Source organism: Phenylobacterium sp. T106 (assembly GCF_057219735.1).
The window spans coordinates 30624-46917 of sequence record NZ_JBXVWA010000014.1 but is presented as its reverse complement, the minus strand read 5'-3'; the positions used below and the strand labels follow the sequence as shown (position 1 = coordinate 46917).

15 protein-coding genes are annotated in these 16294 nt (G+C 71.5%); 7 read left to right on the top strand and 8 right to left on the bottom strand.

Features of this window, described 5'->3' with window-relative positions; all coding sequences use genetic code 11:
* Positions 1–76 precede the first annotated feature (76 nt).
* From AC2D8W_RS21345 to AC2D8W_RS21330, 4 genes are all read left to right on the top strand, one after another.
* The gene (locus AC2D8W_RS21345; protein ID WP_293479976.1) at positions 77–568 is read left to right on the top strand and encodes a hemerythrin domain-containing protein; all 492 of its coding nucleotides are present in this window, start codon (positions 77–79) and stop codon (positions 566–568) included.
* 5 nt (positions 569–573) lie between these two features.
* On the top strand, positions 574–1125 hold the full coding sequence (locus AC2D8W_RS21340; protein WP_484673227.1) for a CinA family protein: 552 nt from the start codon (positions 574–576) through the stop codon (positions 1123–1125).
* Positions 1126–1366: 241 nt separating this feature from the next.
* Positions 1367–1984, top strand: coding sequence for a DUF6644 family protein (locus AC2D8W_RS21335; RefSeq protein ID WP_484673226.1), 618 nt, complete (start codon positions 1367–1369; stop codon positions 1982–1984).
* Positions 1981–2826, top strand: a complete 846-nt coding sequence (locus AC2D8W_RS21330) for a DUF6644 family protein (RefSeq protein ID WP_484673225.1) — start codon at positions 1981–1983, stop codon at positions 2824–2826. Before AC2D8W_RS21335 ends, AC2D8W_RS21330 begins: the two co-directional genes overlap by 4 nt.
* A 216-nt stretch (positions 2827–3042) precedes the next feature.
* Here AC2D8W_RS21330 and AC2D8W_RS21325 read toward each other — a convergent pair whose 3' ends face one another.
* Positions 3043–3975 carry a LysR family transcriptional regulator gene (locus AC2D8W_RS21325; protein WP_484673224.1) on the bottom strand — a complete coding sequence of 311 codons (933 nt, stop codon included), beginning with the start codon at positions 3973–3975 and terminating at the stop codon, positions 3043–3045.
* A gap of 114 nt (positions 3976–4089) precedes the next feature.
* On the opposite strand from AC2D8W_RS21325, the gene AC2D8W_RS21320 reads away from it, so the two are divergent.
* Positions 4090–4668, top strand: a complete 579-nt coding sequence (locus AC2D8W_RS21320; RefSeq protein ID WP_293479986.1) for an NADPH-dependent FMN reductase — start codon at positions 4090–4092, stop codon at positions 4666–4668.
* Between the two features lie 47 nt (positions 4669–4715).
* Here AC2D8W_RS21320 and AC2D8W_RS21315 read toward each other — a convergent pair whose 3' ends face one another.
* The 3 genes from AC2D8W_RS21315 to AC2D8W_RS21305 form a co-directional block, all read right to left on the bottom strand.
* Positions 4716–7109 (bottom strand): ATP-binding protein, encoded by a 2394-nt coding sequence (locus AC2D8W_RS21315; protein ID WP_484673223.1) that lies wholly within the window; start codon positions 7107–7109, stop codon positions 4716–4718.
* 68 nt (positions 7110–7177) lie between these two features.
* Positions 7178–7987 (bottom strand): TrmH family RNA methyltransferase, encoded by an 810-nt coding sequence (locus AC2D8W_RS21310; protein WP_484673222.1) that lies wholly within the window; start codon positions 7985–7987, stop codon positions 7178–7180.
* Between the two features lie 5 nt (positions 7988–7992).
* The gene (locus AC2D8W_RS21305) at positions 7993–10116 is read right to left on the bottom strand and encodes a M13 family metallopeptidase (protein ID WP_484673221.1); all 2124 of its coding nucleotides are present in this window, start codon (positions 10114–10116) and stop codon (positions 7993–7995) included.
* Between the two features lie 176 nt (positions 10117–10292).
* On the opposite strand from AC2D8W_RS21305, the gene AC2D8W_RS21300 reads away from it, so the two are divergent.
* A complete protein-coding gene (locus AC2D8W_RS21300) occupies positions 10293–11225 on the top strand; it encodes a methyltransferase (protein ID WP_484673220.1) in 933 nt (310 codons plus the stop codon).
* Positions 11226–11543: 318 nt separating this feature from the next.
* Here AC2D8W_RS21300 and AC2D8W_RS21295 read toward each other — a convergent pair whose 3' ends face one another.
* Positions 11544–12362 carry an acyl-CoA thioesterase gene (locus AC2D8W_RS21295; RefSeq protein ID WP_484673219.1) on the bottom strand — a complete coding sequence of 273 codons (819 nt, stop codon included), beginning with the start codon at positions 12360–12362 and terminating at the stop codon, positions 11544–11546.
* Positions 12363–12502: 140 nt separating this feature from the next.
* Here AC2D8W_RS21295 and AC2D8W_RS21290 point away from each other — a divergent pair, with 140 nt between their 5' ends.
* A complete protein-coding gene (locus AC2D8W_RS21290) occupies positions 12503–12904 on the top strand; it encodes a hypothetical protein (RefSeq protein ID WP_484673218.1) in 402 nt (133 codons plus the stop codon).
* A 660-nt stretch (positions 12905–13564) separates the two neighbouring features.
* Here the strand turns inward: AC2D8W_RS21290 and AC2D8W_RS21285 are convergent.
* From AC2D8W_RS21285 to AC2D8W_RS21275, 3 genes are read right to left on the bottom strand one after another with little or no spacing between them, the layout of a single operon-like run.
* Positions 13565–14317 (bottom strand): enoyl-CoA hydratase/isomerase family protein, encoded by a 753-nt coding sequence (locus AC2D8W_RS21285; protein WP_293480001.1) that lies wholly within the window; start codon positions 14315–14317, stop codon positions 13565–13567.
* Positions 14314–15519 (bottom strand): CaiB/BaiF CoA transferase family protein, encoded by a 1206-nt coding sequence (locus tag AC2D8W_RS21280; protein WP_484673217.1) that lies wholly within the window; start codon positions 15517–15519, stop codon positions 14314–14316. Before AC2D8W_RS21280 ends, AC2D8W_RS21285 begins: the two co-directional genes overlap by 4 nt.
* Positions 15519–16289, bottom strand: a complete 771-nt coding sequence (locus AC2D8W_RS21275) for an SDR family NAD(P)-dependent oxidoreductase (protein ID WP_484673216.1) — start codon at positions 16287–16289, stop codon at positions 15519–15521. The genes AC2D8W_RS21280 and AC2D8W_RS21275 overlap by 1 nt, the downstream gene beginning before the upstream one ends.
* Between the last annotated feature and the right edge of the window lie 5 nt (positions 16290–16294).

Here is a 16294-nt window from a genome sequence, read left to right as displayed (position 1 = left end):
CCGGAAAATCAAGGGCCGGAACCGGCGCACCGGCCGGGTGTTCACAAGCCCGAAGCGCAGAGTGATGGAGAGCCCCATGCCCACCCAACAGTCTTCCGGCCTGAACAAGGACGGCAGCGCCTCGTCGCGCCCCGACGACGCCGTCAGCGACCTGATGGCCGATCACCGCAAGGTGGAGGACCTCTTCAAGCAGTACGAGAAGGCCGGCGACAACGCCGAGAAGAAGCAGCGGCTCGTCGCGCAGATCACCCACGAGCTGCGCGTCCACATGGCGATCGAGGAGGAGATCTTCTATCCGGCGTCGCGCGACTTCGTGGAGTCCGACATGGTCAACGAGGCCGAGGTCGAGCACCAGGGCGCGAAGACGCTGATGGAGGAACTCGAGGGCATGTCCCCCGAGGACGAGTACTATGACGCCAAGGTGAAGGTCCTGCAGGAGCAGATCGAGCACCACGTCGAGGAGGAAGAGACCGAGTACTTCCCCGCCTGCCGCAAGTCGGAGATGGACCTGAAGGGCATCGCCGACCAGATGGAATCGCGGAAGGCCGAGCTCGCCAGCGCCGCCTGAGCCGGATGGCCGAGGCCCTCGCCCCACCGCTGCCCGACGACATCGACCGCCTCGCGCAGGACGTCCTGCGCGAGGCGTGCGCGCGCGATGTCCTGCTGGCGTGCGCCGAGAGCTGCACGGGCGGCCTTCTCGCCTCGCTCCTCACCGATATCCCCGGCCAGAGCCACGCGTTCGAGCGTGGCTTCGTGACCTACACGAACGACGCCAAGCACGAGATGATCGGCGTTCCCCTGGAGCTCTTGGAGGACCACGGCGCGGTGTCCGAAGCCGCGGCGCGGGCCATGGCGGAGGGCGCTCTGGCCCACTCCCGCGCCGACATCGCGGTGTCGGTGACCGGCTTCGCCGAGGATGCGCCCGGGGAGACGGGCGGCCTGGTCCACTTCGCCTGCGCCCGACGCGCCGGCCCCACGCGCCACCGCATCGAGCGGTTCGCGCCGCCCAACCGCATGACCGTGAGGCTCGGCGCCGTGAGGACCTCGCTCACGCTGCTGCTCGAGGCGCTTCAGGACACCCCCCGCCGCGAAGCCTCCCGCCCCGAAGCCCCGGGCGACGCCTGACGCGGCTTGCCCGGCGCCGCTTCGCGCCCTAGCCTCCCCCCAAGGCTTTGTTTCAGCCCGGACGCACCCCAGACATGGGCGCGACAGGCGGCAGCGTATAGAAGAGCCGGTATGGACTGGAGCACGTCCCGTCGAGGGTGAACCGCCGAAGGCGATCGGCGCGCTCCAGAAGAAAAGACGACGGGCCCGTTCCTCCCAATCGGCTTGATTCGAGCCGGGGGCGGGCTCCAGGGGGGCGCACGTGATCCGGGACTTCCTGGTCTGGATGGCCACTGAGCTGGGCAAGGGTCCCGGCGACACAGCCGTGTCCTGGAGCGACGCGCTCGCCAGCTCCCTGAACTTCTGGGGCCTGCTCGAGGGGACCCACGTCCTCACGCTCATCCTGTTCGCGGGCACCATCTTCGTGGTGGACCTGAGGCTCCTCGGCCTCGTCTTCCGCAAGACGCCCGTGTCGGTGATCAGCGACCGGATCCTGCCCCTGACGATCTTCGGCATCTCGCTGATGCTGATCACCGGGCTGGCGCTCTTCTACGCCAAGCCATTGGTTTATTATCACAATCTCTGGTTCCGCATTAAGCTGGTCTTCCTCGCGATCGCCTTCATCAACATCCTCTGGTTCCACTTCCGCGTTCAGCGGGACGTGGCGGCCTGGGACACGCTGGAGCGGCCTCCGGCGCGGGTGCGCGCCTCGGCCGCCATCTCACTGGCGAGCTGGATCCTGGTGATCTTCTTCGGGCGCTACATCGCCTACGACTGGATCAACTGCGGCAAGCCCCTGCCCGACTGGATCAACGTGGCGCAGGAGTGCCGAACCTCCGAGAGCGGCGCCGTCAACCTGCGCGGAGACCTTCTGCAATGAGTGTCTTCGCGCCGCAGGACCTGTTCCCGCAGCTCGCGGGCTGGGTCGCAAACCTGGACGACGTCTTCCCCGGCAAGCCCATCAAGGACTCGGTGTGGGCCTTCGCCCAGATCGAGGTGGGCCACCTGCTGTCGCTCGCCGTGCTCGGCGGGACGTCACTCCTCCTCAATCTTCGGCTGATCGGCGTCGGGCTTACCGACGAACCGCCCCGCGAACTGCACCGCAATCTCGCGGTGTGGACCTGGGCCGGCCTGATCGTGATCCTCATCAGCGGGCTGCTGATGGGCGCATCGAACGCCGAGCGGCTCTACACCTCGGAAGCCTTCACCGCGAAGATGATCGGCCTGACGGCCGGCATCCTCATGACCTTCGGCTTCACGCTCCCGGCGACCCGGAATGACGGCGTCGTGGGCGCCCTTCCGCGGGCGATGGCGGTCATCGGGCTGGCGATCTTCCTGGTGGCGGTGTGGGTGTTCCTGCAGGCGAAGCTGGCCAACCCGGGCCTGTGGCACGTGATCGTGGCCGGCGGCCTGATGGTGCTCTTCGCCAGCCGCGGCCTCACGCGCATCGTCTACCTCGGCGTGATCGGGCTGATGATCGTGGCGCAGCAGATCATGACCCACGTGATCATCCCGAGCGACGCGTTCGACCGCCTGGATCCGGTGAACAAGGGCTTCGCCTGGGCCTTCGCGCTGGTGATCCTGGCCTTCGGCGTCGTCCAGGCCGTGGCCTCGGGCCGCGAGGAGAGGGGCGCGGGCTTCTTCGTGAAGGGCATGGCGTTCGCGTCCGTGCTGGTCTGGGTGATGACCGCGGCGGCCGGCCGCTGGCTCGCGTTCGCCTGATCCGTGGCCGGCCCGCAGGGCTAATATGAAGCCTCGGCGGGCGTGAGCGCGGTGGCGCCGCTCTCTTAACCGCAGAGGACGCGGAGGAGGCGCAGAGGGCGCGGCGATCTCTGAGCGCTCTGCGTTGTTCTCTGCGTCCTCCGCGGTTCAATCGAGCGCTCGCGGCGCCCGCAGGGAAGGCCGTCGCACAGATGGGATGACGCCCGCCGGACCGGGCTATGCGGCCGTGACGGGGTGGCGGCTGCCCCAGCCCTGGTGCCACTCGGGCTCGCCGGCGTAGCGCGCCGCCAGGAAGTCCACGAACGCGCGCACCTTGGCCGCCAGATGCCGCGCGTGCGGGTAGACGGCATGCACGTGGATCATCTCGGGCTCGTGGTTGCAGAGGACCGGGACCAGCCGCCCCGCGCGCAGATGCTCGGCGGCGGCGAAGGCCGGCGTGCGCACCACCCCGAAGCCCGCCACGGCGGCCGCGACGCAGGGCTCGGCGCCGTTGAACCGCAGCCGCCCATGCACCCGCACGTCGCGCAGGTCACCGTGAGGCCCGAACCGCCAGACGGTCGGGTCCCGGCCGTTCGCGTCGAGGATCGCCTCATGCCGTGCGAGATCCTCGAGGGCGTGCGGCGTCCCGGCGCGCGCGAGGTAATCGGGAGAGGCGCAGGTCACGAGGCGTACCGCCGCCAGCCGCCGGGCCACCAGCGAGGAATCCGCCAGGTGGCCGATCCTCACCGCGACGTCGAAGCCCTCTTCCACCAGGTTCACGATCCGGTCCGAGAACGCCACCTCCAGCGACACCGCGCCACAGTCGCGGGCGAAGTCCAGCAGCGCCGGCGTGAGCTGGTTTGCGCCGAACGACACGGGCGCCGAGACCTTCAGCGTGCCCGACGGACCGCTCTGGTCGCGGACCGACGTCTCCAGGGCCTCAAAGCGCTCGATCAGGTCGCGCGCCCGGTCCAGGTAGGCCTGGCCGGTGTCGGTGAGCGAGACGTCCCGGGTGGTCCGGTTGAGCAGGCGCTGCCCCAGCCGGTTCTCCAGGCGCGCCACCAGCTTGGAGGCCTGCGCGCCCGACACCCCCACCTTGCGGGCGCCCTGGGTGAAGCTGCGCGCGTCCGCCACGGCCGCGAAGGCCCGGATCTCGTCCAGACGATCCATGTGATTAGTTCCTGATCGGCGACACTCTTGTCCCCGACAGGGTGATTATCAACGCGGCAGAAGGCAACCACATCCGGCGCTGGACGCTATCGGGCGCCTGCAAGGAACCTTTCCATGTCGCACTCCAAGACCGTCGCCGTCCTGGTCGGCTCGCTCCGCCGGGACTCCGTGAACCGCAAGGTGGCCAAGGCCCTCGAGGCGCTGACGCCCGGCCTCAGGTTCGACTTCATCGAGATCGGCGACCTGCCCTTCTTCGACCAGGACCTGGAGGCCGATCCGCCGGCGGCGTGGGTGCGCTTCCGCGAGCAGATCGCCGCGGCGGACGCCGTGCTCTTCGTGACGCCCGAGTACAATCGCGGGCTGCCGGCCGTGCTCAAGAACGCCGTCGACGTGGGCTCCCGCCCGTACGGCCACTCGGTGTGGAACGGCAAGCCCGGCGCGATCGTCAGCACCACCATCGGCACGACCGGCGCCATCCTCGCGAACCACCAGCTTCGCAGCTCGCTCGTGTTCCTGAACGTGCCGACGCTGTCCCAGCCGGAGGCCTACATCTCCAACGCGCTCAGCCTGTTCGACGAGGCGGGCGAGCTGGTCAACGAGAGCACGCGCGGCTTCCTGGCCGGGTTCGGTCAGGCGTTCCAGGCGTGGATCGACACCCACACGGCCGCCGGCGCCGCCGCAAAGGCGGCCTGAGGCGGCGGCCGGCGGTCAGGCTCGACGCGAGCCCTCTGACGGGGGCGTCAGGCCGCGGCGCCGCGCTCGAGGCCCGCCGGGTCGTCGATCGCCTGCTGCAGGGCCTCGTAGAGCCGTCCGGCCTCGATCGGCTTGGCCACGAAGGCGTCCATGCCGCCGGCCAGGTACTCGGCGATCTGGTGGCTCATGGCGTTGGCGGTGAGCGCGACGATCGGGGTGCGCGGGCGGCCCTCGGCCCGTTCGCGCGCGCGGATCACGCCGGTCGCCGTGGGCCCGTCCATGTGGGGCATCTGGACGTCCATGAGGATGACGTCCCACGGCTCGCGCTCCCACGCCTCCACGGCGGCGCGGCCGTCGGCCACCATGACGGGCTCGACGCCGATCTGGGCCAGCAGCGTCCTGAGGACCAGCTGGTTCATGGCGTTGTCCTCGGCCGCCAGCACGCGCACCTGCGGGGCGGGCCGGGGACGCGCAGGCGTGCGCCGCGGGCGCGCCGCCCCGGCTCGCGCCACCTTCCTGAGCGGGAGGCTCGCGGTGAAGGTCGACCCCATCCCGGGGGCGCTGGTGGCGGTGATGGCGCCACCCATCATCTCGGCCAGCTCGCGGCAGATCGCCAGACCGAGCCCGGTGCCGCCGAACCTGCGGGTCGTCGAGGCGTCGGCCTGCTCGAACTTCCGGAAGAGGCTGCGAAGCTGATCGGCCCGCATGCCGATCCCTGAATCGAAGACGGTGAGGCACAGGCGGCCCGCCTCGCGCCCGATCCGCACCTTGACGCCGCCGCGCTCGGTGAACTTCAGGGCGTTGGAGACCAGGTTCCAGAGGATCTGGCGCACCCGCACCTCGTCGCCCTCGTAGACGCCCTGGGCCGCGCGATCCACCGAGAGCTCGAAGGTGAGCCCCTTGGCCTCGGCGATGGCCTGGAAGGTGGCGTGCACGGTCTTGGCCACGACCCGGATGTCGAAGGGCGCCGCCGTGAGGCCCAGCTTTCCGGCCTCGATCTTGGACAGGTCGAGCACGTCGTTGAGGATCGCGAGCAGGCTCTCGCCGGACTGGCGGATCACCTCGATCTTCTCGCGCTGGCCCTTCGAGAGGTCGACGTCCGACGCCAGCGCCTGGGCCATGCCCAGCACGCCGTTCAGCGGGGTGCGGATCTCATGGCTCATGGTCGCCAGGAAGGCGCTCTTGGCGCGGTTGGCCGCCTCGGCGTCCTCCTTGGCCTGGACCAGCGCCTGCTCGGCTTCCTTGCGCGCGGTGATGTTGCGCAGGGCGCCCACGAGCCGGATGGGATTGCCCCTGTCGTCGTGGATCACCCGCGCCGTGCCGGCCGCCCAGACCTCCTTGCCGTCGGAACGGGTGACGCGGTGCTCGGGCTGGAACGGCACGCCGTCCTGCTCGTGCCGGGCCCACGCCGCCTGCACCCCGGGGAGGTCGCGGCGATCGATGCCGCACCAGATGTCCTCCAGCAGGCTCTCGTACGTGCTCGGCGTCTCGAAGAAGCTGTCCTCGGCCCCGACCTTGAAGAGCGCGCCCCGCACATAGTCCATCTCGTAGACGTGCAGTTCGGCCAGCTCGACGGCGACGCGCAGGCGTTCCTCCGAGCGCGCGGTCCGCTCGAGCGCCTCGACGATGTGGGTGATCTCGTAGGACGTGATGATGAGGCCGCCGACGGCGCCGTGGTGATCGTACCAGGGCGCGATCTGCACCCTCACCCACTCCGAGCCGCCGTCGGGCCTGGGGATCTGCATCTGGTCGACGGCGTGGGGGTTGCCGCGCATGCAATGCTCGAGCCCTCCGCGCCAGGCCTCGAACATGTCGGGCCGCAGTTCGTAGAGCGTCCGCCCGACCACCGGCTGCCCCTCGAGGCCACGCGCCTTGATCCAGGGCGGGCTGGCGTAGAGCAGCCGCGTGTCCCGGTCGGTGAGCACCATCGAGATCGGCATCGCGTTGACGATGGCCAGCATGGTGCGTTCGGCGTCGGCCTGGGCTCGCCGGGCGCCGACGCGCGTCCATTCGTCCGCCACGAAGTCGGCGAGGTCCTGCAGGCGCCGCGCGAGCGAGGCGTCGAAGGCGCGGGGCTCCAGGCCCACCACATGGAGCGTTCCGGGAGAGGATCCGTCCTCCAGCCGGATCGGCGCGCCGGCGAAGAAGCGCACGTGCGGCGGTCCCGTCACCACGGGCTCGTCCCGCACGCGGGGGTCCAGGGTGCAGTCCTCGATCCACACCAGCTCGCCGAGGCGCATGACCTCCTCGACGCCGCGGGCGGCGCGCACGGTCTCGCGCGTCCGGCTGCGCCAGTAGCCGTCGCCGATCTTGAGCGTGATCTGGGCTTCGCCGGCGTCGAACAGGGTGCGCGCGAGACGGGTGGCGCGATCGAAGACGGCGCCCGAGCCCTCGAGGCCCGGTGGCATAGCGAACGGCTCTCGCAGGCTCTCGCGCGTCATCTTCCCCCCGAGACACGCCTGCACGCCGTCCCGGGGGACACTGTCTCGCAGAACGCGTTAAGCCGAGGCTAAAGTCGGCGAAGTTCCGCGCTGACGTGATGCAGGGCGATGCCGCTGGTCGTCGCGACGTTCAGCGAGTCGAAGCCGCCCGCCATGGCGATGCGGACGGTGCGGGCGCGGGCGAGCACCGCAGGCGGCAGGCCGGCGCCCTCGGCCCCCAGCAAGAGCGCCGTCCGCGGCGCCGGCGTCAGCGTCCCGAGCTCCTCGCGGCCCGCCGGCGACAGCGCCAGGACCTCGAAGCCGGCGGCCTCGAAGCGGTCGAGCATCCCGTCCGCGCCGCCCACGGCCGCGAAGGGGGTGGTGAGCGCGGCGCCGACGCTCACGCGGATGGCCTTGCGGTAGAGCGGATCGCAACAGGTGGAGTCGAGGAGCACCGCGGCCGCGCCGAAGGCCGCGGCGTTGCGGAAGACGCCGCCCATGTTGTCGTGGTTGGCGACGCCGACGAGGCCGACGGCAAGGGCCCGCGCGGGCGCCTCGCGCAGGAGCGCCGCGGCGTCGTGCTGCGGCCGCCGCCCGACGGCCAGGACCCCGCGATGGATCGGAAAGCCCACCACCTGGTCCATGGCGGCCTGCGCCGCCACGTACACGGGCGTGGCCTCGGGGACCCGCGCGAGCACGTCCGAAAGCCCGGGCAGCCGGGGCTCGGCGACCAGCACCGAGTCCAGCCGGTCCGGGTGGGCGGCCAGCGCCTTCTCCAGCACGACCCGCCCCTCGGCGACGAACAGGCCTTGCCGGCCGACCAGGTCGCGTTCCCGGACCGCGCGATACGGCTCCAGGCGCGGGTCGTCGGGGTCGGCGATCGGGACGATCCGGGGCAAGTCTGCTACCAGAGCTTCACGCGGTCGGACGGCGCCAGGTACAGCGTCTGGCCTTCCTTGACGCCGAAGGCCGGATACCAGGCGTCGAGGTTGCGCACCGTGATCGCCCGCCACGGCCCCGGCGCGTGGACGCCCGTCACCACCTGCCGCCGCAGCGCCGCCTCGCGGAACTTCGAGCGGTAGTTCTGCGCCCAGCCCAGGAAGAACCGCTGGTCGGCGGACAGCCCCTCGATCTCCGGCGCGGGGCGGCCCTGCAGCGAGAGGTGATAGGCGTCGTAGGCGGTGGCCAGCCCGGCTACGTCGGCGATGTTCTCGCCCAGCACCTGCGCCCCGTTGAAGCGCAGGCCAGGCAGGGGTTCGTAGGCGCTGTACTGGTCGGCGAGCTTCTTCGTCTCGGCCTTGAAGCGGGCGAGGTCCTCGGGCGCCCACCAATTGCGGAGGTTGCCGTTCTCGTCGAACTGGGCGCCCAGGTCGTCGAAGCCGTGGCTGACCTCGTGGCCCATCACGCCGCCGATGGCGCCGTAGTTCACCGCCGCGTCCGCGTTCGGGTCGAAGAACGTCGGCTCCAGGATGGCGGCGGGGAAGATGATGGAGTTCTGGCTGGGGGCGAACAGGGCGTTGACCGTCTGCGGCGACATGAACCACTCGGTGCGGTCCACCGGCCGGCCCAGCTTGGCCAGGTTGCGCCGGTACTCGAAGAGCGAGGCGCGCTGGGCGTTGCCGTAGGCGTCGCCCGCCACGACCTCGAGGCCGGAATAGTCGCGCCACCGGTCCGGATAGCCGACGTAGACCCGGAAATTGGCCAGCTTCTTCTTCGCGCGGGCCTTGGTGGGCTCGGTCATCCAGTCGATGCGGTCGATGCGCCGGTCGAACGCCTTCAGCACGTTCGCGGCCATCTCCTGGGCCTGGGCCTTGGCCTGCGGAGAGAAGTGGCGCTCGACGTAGAGCTTGCCGATCGCCTCGCCCATGGCGGCGGAGGCGTGGTCCACGCCGCGCTTCCAGCGCTCCCGCTGCTGCGGCTGTCCGTTCAGCTCACGGCTGTTGAACGCGAAGTGCTCGTCGGCGAAGGGCTTCGACAGGAACGGCGCGCCGCGCGAGACGGCGTGGAACGCCAGGTAGTCCTTCCAGGCCTGCAGCGGCTGGCTGCCCACCAGCCTCGCCTGGCCCGCGATCGCCGAGGCCTGCCAGGCGCCGAACCGGGTCTCCTTGTCGAGCCCCGCGGCCTCGAGGAACGCCGCCCAGTCCATGCCCGGCGCCTTGGCCGGCAGTTCGGCGCGCGTCCAGACGGTGTTCGAGCGCGCGACGTCCGAACTCTGGTCGACCGAGACGTGCACGCGGGCGATCGCCGTCTCGAGCGCCACGACGCGCCTGGCCCGCGCCTCCGGCTCGGAGAAGCCGGCCAGCCGCAGCAGGTTGGCGACGTGGGTCTCGTACTTGGCGCGCAGTTCCTTGAACCGGGGGCTGTCGCCCAGGAAGTACTCGCGGTCGGGCATGCCGAGGCCGCCCTGCATCAGGTAGGCGCGGTACTTGGTGGTATCGTCGAGGTCCTCGGCCACCCAGAGGCCGAACGGGCGCTCGGTGTAGTAGTTGGTCGCGTTGAGCGCGTCCGTATCCGCCCGGATCGTGGCGCCGATGACGGCCGAAAGATCCCGGCGGGTGCGGATCGCGGCGATCCGGTCGAGGTCCGGCTTGAGGGGCGCCGCGCCCAGGGCCTCGATCCGGGCCTCGTCCATGAAGCTCGTGAAGTAGTCGCCGATCTTCCGCGCCTCGGAGCCGGCCGGCGCCTGGGCCTTGGCGGAATCCTCGATGATCGCGCGCGTCCGTTCGGCCGCCTTCTCGGCGATCAGGGCGAAGCTGGTGAGGTTGGAGCGGTCCGCGGGGATTTCGGTGCGGTCCACCCACTTGCCCACGGCGTACCGGAAGAAGTCGTCGCCGGCCGTGACGCCGGTGTCCATGCCCGAGACGTCGAACCCGAAGCCGCCCACCTGGGCGCGAGGCCGTTCGGGCGCCGCGGGCGGCGGCGGGGCCGCCTCGGCGGCGGGCGGCGGAGGCGGCGCAGCCCCCTGGGTCGTGGCGCAGGCGGAAACGAGGGCGGCGGCCGAGCACGCGGCGAGCAGGCGAAGGTACATGCTTGCGAACAACTCCATGATGCCGGGCGGCGGCGGCCCGCGCACGATTTTGGCGCTTCTTACATCCCCACGGGCACAAGGCGAGCGTTTCGGACCCGCTCTGCGACATTCGCTGCCTGGGCGGCGACGATCGGAGACCGCCGTGAACCTCCCGGGCTCCCGCGCCTTTTCACCCGGTGACCGATCCCTCCCCCGACGCCGCCCTCCTCGAACTGCTGGCCTGGCTCGAGGCGGACGGCTACGCCTTCGTCACGCCCACGCCCCTCACCCACGCCCGCATCCTGGCGCGCGACGGTCATGCGCCCGCCCGCGACGTCCGGGACGCGCTGGGGTGGAGCCGGGACTTCGCGCCCGACGTCCTTCCGCGCGACGTCTTCCGGATGCTGGAGGCTGCGGAAATGCTGGAAGCCCGCGGCCCGCTCTATCGAAGCCGGGTGCGGGTCTCGCGGGTGCGCGGCCGGCTGTTCCTGCACTCGGCCTATCCCACCGACGACCAGGACGCCGTCTTTCTCGGCCCGGACAGCTACCGCTTCGCCGACCTCGTCGCGCGCGAACTGCCGACGATCCCCGTGGGGCCGATCGCGGACATCGGCGGGGGTGCGGGCGTGGGCGCGATCACCGCCGGCGGGCTGGCGGCCTCCCGCCTCCTCCTGACCGACGTGAACCCCAGGGCCCTGCGGCTCGCGCGCCTCAACGCCGCCCACGCGCACGTGCAACTGGAGGCCCTGGAGGCCGACGGCCTCGACGGCGCGCCCGACGGGCTGGGGGTCGTGATCGCCAACCCGCCGTACATCGCCGACGCCGACCAGACCTATGCGTCCGGCGGGCGCCGGACGGGCGGAGAGCTCTCCCTGGCCTGGACCCGGGCCGCCCTCGAGAAGCTGGCGCCCGGCGGCCGCCTCATCCTCTACACCGGCAGCGCGATCGGGAACGGCGGCCGCGACGCGCTGCACGAGGGCCTGGCGGACATCGCCGCGACGCAGGGCGCCGACATGGACTACCGCGAGCTCGATCCCGACGTCTTCGGGGAAGAACTGGAGCGGCCGGCCTACGCCGAGGTCGAGCGGATCGCCGCCGTCGCCTGCGTGATGACCGCCGGGCGGGGGTAGCCTATCGCACATGAAGGTCCGGCGGGCGTGAGGGGCGGTGGCCGCGCCCTGTCTAACCGCAGCGCAGAGGGCGCGGAGGCCTCTGCGCTCTCTGCGTTCGTCTCTGCGTCCTCCGCGGTTCAATCGGGCGCCTGCGGCGTCCGGGCCGCCGGCTGTCGTCGATAGCCCTGCGGGCCTGAACTCCTCGCCACCGTCGGCGGGCGCGTTTGCAGGGTGAAGGGGTCGCTGGCGCCGTGGGTCGCCCCCCTCCACCGCCTTCGGCGGTCCCCCTCCCCCTGCGGGGGAGGACCTGAGCGCGGGCCGTAGAGGCCATGCCCCTCAGCGGTCCTCGGCGGTCTCCCGGACACGGACGATGAGCGACTGGCTGGCGGTCGCCATCAGCTCGCCGTCCTGCGCGAACAGCGCCATCTCGCCGTGGGCGAAGCCGTCGGCCACCCCCGACACGCGGATGTCGCAGAGGACCCAGTCGGTGGGCACGACGCGACGGATGCGCAGGGTGTTGTCCAGACTGTTGCCACCCGCGTTGCGGCCCAGCGCGTTGCCCACCCCCTGCGGCACGAAGTCGGCGAGGACCGCGAGCATGGACGCGTCGATCGGGAAGCCCTCGCGCGGCCGCGCCCAGAGCTGGGTGAGGCCGTCGACCTCGGGATTGCCGATCCGGTCGGGGCCCCGGCGGCCCTTGACCATCCGCACCTCCATGCGGGTGTGGAGGCCCGTCTCGGCGCCGCGCCAGTGCTCGGACGGCTCGCAGTCCTCGGGCGGCGGGGCGTCGGGCATCGGCGCCCACTGTCCGGCCAGCTCGCTGGGCCGCGCGCCGAGCGCGGCGCTGACCGAGATGATCTCCTTGTCGTCGATGTGCACCTTGGCGTTGGCCTGGGTGATGTACTTGCCCTCGACCGGGGTCCAGACGTCGATGTCCACCACGCTGGGCGGCCGGGCGTAGCCCAGGTACTGGGCGGTGGCGCAGATCAGGGGCCGACCGGTGGTGCGTTCGAGCGCCGCTACGGCGGACGCCATCCCGACGCCGCCGAACATGAACAGGTTTCCGGGCGGCCCCACGCAGATCGGCGGCTCGATGGGCATGAACCACCGGTGGGGATTGTGCGTCGCGCGCAGGTCGAAGAAGAGCCTTTCCATCGGCCCCTCAAACCGCGTTCGGGCGCGTCGCGCAAGCGGCGCGAGGCGCCGCCGAAGCCGCGACGCGGCCGTCGCCGCAAACCTCCGCTTAACCGCGAAAATTAAGCCTGAAGTCAGCGGGGCCGGGTAGCATCGCCCGCATGATGTTGGGGCATCAGATCGACTTCCGGGCCCGCGGCCTTCCCCGCGCGCTCTACACGCCGGTCGGGGCCGGCCTGTGTCTGGCCGTGCTGGTCCTGTCGCTCAGCCCGGCGGCCGAGCCGTTCCTCGCGCGCCTGATGATCTTCTACGGCGCTACGACGCTGGCCTATGCGATGATGCCCTACGTCCGCCGCGGCGACATCCCGCTCGTCGCCGCATGGGTGATCCTGTTCGCCGAGCTGGCTCCCTGCTTCGCGGGCCAGCTGATCTCGCCGGCGAAGGTCGCCGCCGACGGGCTGGGCGTGCTCATGGCGGCCGCCCCCGTCTACGTGGCCCGCCTGCGGCAGGTGCAGCAGGGCGACACCCGGCCCGCCGGCCGCCGGGCCGGCGAACCCGACTAGACGAGGCGCCGACTGCGCTGAGGCCCGCTTGTCGCCGCGTGAGCGATGACCGCCTTGCCTCCCCCGTCGCGGCAGCGACGGCGGGAGGGGGACCGCTCGCCGAGGCGCAGCCGAAGAGCGAGTGGTGGAGGGGGCGAGCCGCTGGCAGGGCCGACCGTTCAGGCTGTATCTCGCTCAGTGGTCGAGGCTCGCCCCCTCCACCCCCCGCTCTCCAGCCGGCTCGCGCCGGCTTCGGCGGGCGGTCCCCCTCCCGCCGCTTCGCGGGGGAGGTAAGGCGCCGCAACCCACCGTTGCTGACGGTCTGCTCCCGGCGGAGCGCCCAGAGGCCGCGTTCGACCCTTAGCGGACTTCGCCCCTTGCGCCCCAAGTTCCGTCATCCCGGGCGCAGCGCTCGAAAGAGCGCGAAGACCCGGGACCCAGCCGCACAGCTCTCGACGCGGCTCCAGGAGGACGTCTGCCCACAGTAGGCCCGTCTCGCCTTTCCCGGCGCAGCTTGCCGGGCGGAGGGGCTGGGTCCCGGGTTTCCGCGCTCTTTCGAGCGCTCCGCCCGGGATGACGGGGGGATGGAGTGCTACGCCCGCAATCCACCCCTTGCGGACGTTCAGGGAGTCCGCCTCAGGGCGCTTCCACCTGCTCCCAGCTATGAGGACTCGACCTAGGCTAGCTGCGCGTGAAGACCGGGTCGCGTCTCTCGCGGAAGGCTTCCAGCGCCGCCTTGTGGTCGTTCGACCTGCGCAGGATCCGCAGCTCGTCGCCCCAGATGCGCCCGGACTCCTCGGGCGACAGGTCGAGCGCCCGGTGCGCCGTGCGCTTGGTGGCCTCCACCGACAGCGGCGCCCGCGTGGCGATCCGCTCGGCCAGCGCCACCGCGGCGTCCTGCAGTCCCTCCGGCGCGTGCAGGCCGGTCACCAGGCCGTAGCGCTCGGCCGTCTCGGCGTCGTGCGGCAGGCCCGTCAGCAGCATCGACTTCGCCCGCGACTCCCCGATCAGGCGCGGCAGCCGGTAGGTCGAGGCCATCAGGCCCACGTTGACGCCGGCGCACACGAAGCGGGCCTCGGTCGAGGCCAGCCGGATGTCGCAACACAGGGCGAGTTCGAACCCGCCGCCCACGCACCAGCCGTTCACCGCGGCGATCACGGGAACGCGGCTGCCTTCGACACGGTCGAGCAGGCGGCCGAAGCCGGCCAGGTCCTCGCCCTTGCCCGCCGCCTGCTTGAGGTCATCGCCCGAGCAGAAGGCGCGGCCCCGTCCGGTGACGATCAGGCAGCGCAGGGCGTCGTTCCGCTCCACCTCGTCCAGCGCAGCCATGAAGGTGGCGCGCATCTCGGGGCCCAGGGGGTTCATGGGCGGGTTGTCGAGTTCGAGCCGCGTGATCGCGTCGGAAATCCGCTCGATGTGCACAACCCCGCTCACGCCGTCGCCTCCCTGCGTTCCACCGCCGCCGCCCCGCTGGCGAGCAGCGCCTCGATCTCGTCCGCCGTGTAGCCCGCCTCGGCCAGCACGGCGCGGGTGTCCTGTCCCACGTCGCCGGGCCCGCGCGACAGCGCCACCGGGGTGTCGTGCAGCTTTATGGGGGTCTTCACGAACCGCCGCCCGTCCACCTCGCCCATCAGGCCGCGCGCGCGGACCTGCGGATCGTCCCAGGCCTGGGCGATGTCGTTGAGCGGGCCCGCGGGCACGCCCTCGGCCTCGAGCCGCGCGAGCCAGTGATCCCGACCCGCCGTCGCCAGCACGCCCTCGATCCGCGCCTGCAGGGCGTCCCGGTTCCGCATCCGGGCGCCCGGGCTGTCGAACCCGGCTTCCGTGGCGAGATCGGGCGCCCCGATCGCCCGGCAGAAGCGCGTCCACAGGCGCTGGCTGTTCACCCCCACCACGAGGTGACCGTCCGCGGCCTTCAGGGGCTCGTAGGGCGCCGCCAGCCGATGCCGGGCCCCGTTGCGCTTCGCCACCTCTCCGGTCGAGAGGTACATGCCCGTTTCCCAGATCGTGTAGGCCAGGGCCGATTCCAGCAGCGAGGTCTCCACATGCTGGCCGCGGCCGGTGGCGTGCCGGTTCTGCAGCGCGGCCAGGACGCCCACGGCCGCGAACACGCCCGCGTTGAGGTCCGAGATCGGCACCGCCGTCGAGCACGGAACGTCGCTGCCCGCCTCGCCCACGAAGCTCATGATCCCGCTCATCGCCTGGGTCACGAGGTCGAACCCGCCCCTCTCGCGATAGGGACCGTCCAGTCCGAACCCGGAGACCGAGCAGTAGACGAGACGCGGGTTGATCCCGCTGAGCCGCTCGTAGCCCAGGCCCATGCGGTCCATCGCGCCCGGCCGATAGTTCTCCACGAACACGTCGGCCGTCTTGGCCAGCCGCCGGACCACGTCCGCCCCGGCCTCGGTCGACAGGTCGAGGGCGATCGCCCGCTTGTTGCGGTTCACATAGTCGAAGGCGCGGAAGCCGTCGGTGCGGCCCAGCATCCCGCGGGTGGACTCGCCCGCCGGCGGCTCGATCTTGATCACGTCCGCGCCCAGGTCGGCCAGCACCAGCGAGCAGTAGGCGCCCGCGATCACGTGGGTGCAGTCCAGGACCTTGAGGCCGGCCAGCGCGCCCGCCCCGGCCGCGCCCATCAGAAGTTGGCCCGCCGCGAGATGGCGCCGTCCACCACCATGTTGATGCCGGTCGTGAACGCCGAGCGCGGGCTCGCCAGGAAGACGGTCGCGGCCGCGATCTCCTCGGGCGTGGCCATGCGGCCGGTCGGGTTGCGCGCGATCATCTGGTCGAAGAACTGCGGCATCCCCGCCTTCACGTTGCCCCAGACGCCGCCTTCGAAGAACACGGTGCCGGGCGACACCACGTTGCAGCGCACGTGCTTGGGGGCGTACTGCCGCGCGACGCCCTTGGCGAAGTGGATCTGGGCGGCCTTCATGGCGCCGTAGCTGCTGGGGTTGTCGGCCTCGGCCGCCGAGATCGACGAGGTGATGAGGAAGGCCGCATCGCCCCGCTCGGCGCCGGCCTTCTCCAGGAAGGGCAGCGCCGCCTCGAAGGTGCGCACGGCGCCCAGGATGTCGACGTCGAACATCGCCTTCCAGGACCCCTCGTCGTTGCCCTGCACCAGGGCGCTGGCGTTCGAGACCAGCACGTCGACGCCGCCCAGCGCCTCGCCGGCCGCCTTGACGAAGCCCTTCAGCGCCGGGCCGTCTGCGATGTCGACCGCCTGGCCGAACGCCTTGACGCCCTTGGCCTCCAGCGCCTTGACCGTGTCGGCGACCTGCTCGGCGTTGCGGGCGCAGATGGCGACGTTCGCGCCCTCGTCGGCGAAAAGGTCGGCGATGGCGCGGCCGATCCCGCGCGTCGCGCCGGTCACCACCACGTTCTTACCCTTCAGTTGCAGATCCATCGGCG